The organism is uncultured Microbacterium sp., assembly GCF_913776565.1.
Lineage (GTDB): Bacteria > Actinomycetota > Actinomycetes > Actinomycetales > Microbacteriaceae > Microbacterium.
Genome location: NZ_CAJYPF010000230.1, coordinates 1 through 3970, shown reverse-complemented (window position 1 = coordinate 3970; position 3970 = coordinate 1). Strand labels below are relative to the sequence as shown.

Genomic DNA, 3970 nt, shown 5'->3' with positions numbered 1-3970 from the left:
CGCGCTCGACGCGAGTCGCTCGTCGCGCCAGCGCGCCCATTGCGCGAGCTTGTCGTCGAGGGCCGCCAGGGTCGTGAACAGCCACTGCCAGGTCGCGGGGTCGAGGGTCGACAGGTCGCGTTTGGCGTAGAGGAACAGCCAGTCGTCGACGATCTCGACGTCGAGGGCGGCGGCGTTGTCGACGAAGCGCGCCATCACATCGGGGGTGAACAGGTAGAGCGCGTCGCGCTCGTATCCCTCGGGGCAGTACAGCGCGAAGTGACGGTCGAAGTCGCCCTCGAGGCTGAGCCGCTGGCCGCGCCCGAAGCTGACCGGCAGGTTGCTCGCGCCGAACAGGCCGTTGTTGCCGACGGCATCCAGGACGATATGCGGCAAGGGGGTGTCGAGCCGCAGCGCGACGTAGCCCCACTTGTGCGTCGTCTCGTTCTTGCCCGAGCCGGTCTGATAGCTGTAGTTGCCGACTTCGACGAAGCGGGGCGACCGTCGCCGCAGCAGGTCGTGGGTCTCGCGGTCGTGTCCGAGGTCGAAGATCATGCCGGGCAGCGAGGGGTCCGCGAATCCCGGATGCCACGTCATCCCGTTCGCGCGGGCAAAGCGGTCCAGGCGGTAACGGCGGACCCCGGCGGTGCGGAATGAGCGGAACAGTCCCCACGCCAGCAGCGCGGCCACGCCGAGCACGGGGATCAGCAGCAGTGCGCTCCCCGCTCCGCCGTCGACGAGGGTGCTCACGAGCGAGATGAACACCGAGCCGAAGGCGAACACGAACACGACCGCGCCGATGCCGAGGAGCAGGAACGGCAGGGTGCGGGTGCGCAGCACGCCGCGGCGCCGCAGGTCGGCGGTGAACGCCCGCACCTCGGCGCGGTCGACGGGATCGGTCAGCGGGGCGGTGTCGAGCGGCGAGCTCATCGAAGTCCTCCCGGGTCGGTGGTGGACGAGGCGATGCTCATCGCGCGAACAAGAACAGGAACAGCGGTCCGACCGTGACGAGCAGCCCGCCCAGACCGACGATCCCGAGGACGACGCCGGCCACGACCCACGGGTTCGCGCCGCGCAGGCGACGGCCCGGGGGAGCGACGCCGATCGGAGGACGATCCCACACGAGCGGGGCCGCGACGGCGGGGGAGCCGGCGGCCGCGGCGGGACCTGCGGGGATGCTCGAAAGGGTGGGGGATGCCGGGGGCTGCGCGAGGCGATCGTCGCGCCAACGTTCCCACTGGGCGAGCTTGTCGAGCAGTGTCGAGATCACCGAGAACACCCACGCCCAGCGCGCGGGGTCGACCGTCGACAGCTCCTCCCCGGAGTACAGCAGCAGCCAGTCGTCCACGATCTCGACGTCGAGCACCGACGCGGTGTCGATCAGCCGCGCCATGACGTCGGGGGTGAAGAGATACAGCGCGTCGCGCTCGTACCCCTGCGGGCAGAACAGCCGGAAGTGCCGGTCGAAGTCGCCCTCGAGACTGAGCCGCTGCGCGCGGCCCCACGAGGCGGGCAGGTTGGAGCCGAACAGACCGTCGTTGGCCGTGGCATCCAGCACGATGTGGGGGAGGGGCACGGCCAGACGGATCGCGATGTAGCCCCACCGCACCGTCGAGGTGTTCTTGCCGTTGCTGACCGTGTAGCTGTGATTGCCGACCTCGACGAAGCGCGGCTCGCGTCCGCGCAGCACGTCGCTCGCCTGTCGATCCCCGCCGATCGCGAAGATCACGCCCGGAAGCGCCGGACTCGGCACCGCCGGCACGAATTCCATGCCCACGTCGCGGGCGAACCCGGCCAGTCGCCAGCGCCTGAGCTCTTGCGCCCGCTGCGCGCGCCGCGAGAACACGACCGCCGCGACCAGGGCCCCCGCCGCGAGCAGCAGCGGAACGAGGAACAGGATGCCGAGGATGATCGCGCCCGGACCCAGGGCCACGGCGAACACCACCAGCAGTGCGACGATCACGGCCGCGACCCCGCCCAGCACGACGAACGCGAGGATGAACGCCACGAGCGCCACGGCGTTCGTCCGGGGCAGCTGTCCGTCGGTGCGCAGCCGCTCGGTGAACGCGCGCGCCGCCGCCGCGTCGTCGGGCATCGTCAGCGCCCGCGCGTCGAATGCTCGAATGCCTGCCATCCGGCCCCCCGCCGTCGTCGTGCCCCCACGCTACCGAGCGGGAACGCTCCTCGTCCGAAGCTGTGCATCCGGGCGCGGCGGCGGGGCGCGGCATCCGTTAGACTACGAAGGTTGTCCGGCGACGCCCATGCGCGTGTGAGCCCGTGACGACGTGCAACACACCCTCCTGCTGCCGGGAAATGCCCGTCAGCCGTTCTAGTCCGAAGGAGGTGGGTTAGTGACGCACCAGTACGAACTCATGGTCATCTTCGATCCCGAGGTCGACGAGCGCCAGGTCGCTCCGAAGCTCGACGGATTCCTCAAGGTCATCACGGCCGATGGAGGAACCATCGACAAGATCGACATCTGGGGCCGCCGTCGTCTCGCCTACGAGATCCGCAAGAAGAACGAGGGCATCTACGCCGTCGTCAACTTCGTCGCGACCAGCGAGGCCACGAACGAGCTCGACCGTCAGCTGAAGCTGAACGAGCAGATCATGCGCACCAAGGTCCTGCGCGCCGAAGAAGCGATCGCCCAGGTCGCCGCCGAGGCCAAGCGCTCCGAGGAGAAGGCCGCCCGCAAGGCCGCCGCTCCCCGCAAGGTCGAGTCCGCCGAGAAGGCTGCGAAGTAACGACGATGGCCGGCGAAACCGTCATCACCGTCGTGGGTAACCTCACGGCCGACCCCGAGCTGCGGTACACGCAGAACGGGCTCCCGGTCGCGAACTTCACCATCGCGTCGACCCCCCGCACGTTCGACCGTCAGGCGAACGAGTGGAAGGACGGCGAGGCGCTCTTCCTGCGCGCCTCGGTGTGGCGCGAATTCGCCGAACACGTCGCCGGCTCGCTGACCAAGGGCTCCCGCGTCATCGCGACCGGGCGTCTGAAGCAGCGTTCCTACCAGGACCGCGAGGGCAACAACCGCACCTCCATCGAACTCGAAGTCGATGAGATCGGCCCCTCGCTCCGCTACGCGACCGCCCAGGTCACCCGTGCCGCCGGTGGCGGCGGGGGTGGCGGGGGCCAGCGTGCGCAGGTGCAGCAGTCCAACGACGAGCCGTGGTCGACCCCCGGCTCGAACAACGGCGGCGGCAACAGCGGCGCGGACGCGTGGAGCACTCCCGGCTCCTACGGCGACGACACCCCGTTCTGATCTTCGCTTCGCTCTCGAGCGAGACGACCCCCTGAAATTCCGGATGCCACACCCCGGTCCCCGTGACCGGCCCGGCATCCGAACCACACGAAAGAAGGAAGCATGGCTGGAAAGGCCACTGGCGACCGCCGCAAGCCGCGGAAGGGCGCGAAGAACGCAGCCCCCGCGAAAGCGATCCGCGTCGGCGTCATCGACTACAAGGACGTCGCAACCCTCCGCAAGTTCATCTCGGAGCGCGGCAAGATCCGCGCCCGTCGTATCACCGGTGTCTCCGTGCAGGAGCAGCGCCTGATCGCCCGCGCCATCAAGAACGCGCGCGAGATGGCTCTCCTGCCCTACGCCGGCGCCGGCCGCTAAGGAGCACCCGATGGCAAAGCTGATTCTCACGAATGAGGTCACCGGGCTCGGTAGCGCCGGTGACGTTGTCGAGGTCAAGAACGGGTACGCCCGTAACTACCTCATCCCGCAGGGCTTCGCCGTGGCCTGGAGCCGCGGTGGCGAGAAGCAGGTCGCTTCGATCCGCGCCGCCCGCGAGACCCGCGCGATCCACGACCACGAAGAGGCCGTGTCGCTGAAGAACTCGCTCGAGTCGAACACCGTCAAGCTGGCCGTCAAGGCCGGCAACGAGGGTCGCCTCTTCGGTTCGGTCAAGCCCGCCGATGTCGCCGACGCCGTCAAGGCCGCCGGCCTGGGCGAGCTCGACAAGCGCAAGATCCAGATCACCTC

The 3970-nt window shown here is 69.3% G+C and carries 6 protein-coding genes; 4 read left to right on the top strand and 2 right to left on the bottom strand.

From position 1 onward, the window contains the following. The coding region (locus tag QZ433_RS12895) for a hypothetical protein (RefSeq protein WP_295784202.1) at positions 1-909 on the bottom strand (909 nt) is incomplete at its 3' end. A gap of 37 nt (positions 910-946) precedes the next feature. Beyond that, positions 947-2113, bottom strand: coding sequence for a hypothetical protein (locus QZ433_RS12890; RefSeq protein ID WP_295784199.1), 1167 nt, complete (start codon positions 2111-2113; stop codon positions 947-949). 217 nt (positions 2114-2330) lie between these two features. Here QZ433_RS12890 and rpsF point away from each other — a divergent pair, with 217 nt between their 5' ends. The 4 genes from rpsF to rplI form a co-directional block, all read left to right on the top strand. Continuing rightward, positions 2331-2723, top strand: coding sequence for a 30S ribosomal protein S6 (gene rpsF, locus QZ433_RS12885; RefSeq protein WP_058622540.1), 393 nt, complete (start codon positions 2331-2333; stop codon positions 2721-2723). A 5-nt stretch (positions 2724-2728) separates the two neighbouring features. Beyond that, on the top strand, positions 2729-3244 hold the full coding sequence (locus QZ433_RS12880; RefSeq protein ID WP_295784192.1) for a single-stranded DNA-binding protein: 516 nt from the start codon (positions 2729-2731) through the stop codon (positions 3242-3244). Between the two features lie 102 nt (positions 3245-3346). Continuing rightward, positions 3347-3601, top strand: coding sequence for a 30S ribosomal protein S18 (gene rpsR / locus QZ433_RS12875; protein ID WP_013584646.1), 255 nt, complete (start codon positions 3347-3349; stop codon positions 3599-3601). A gap of 10 nt (positions 3602-3611) precedes the next feature. Next, the coding region (gene rplI / locus QZ433_RS12870) for a 50S ribosomal protein L9 (RefSeq protein ID WP_295784187.1) at positions 3612-3970 on the top strand (359 nt) is incomplete at its 3' end.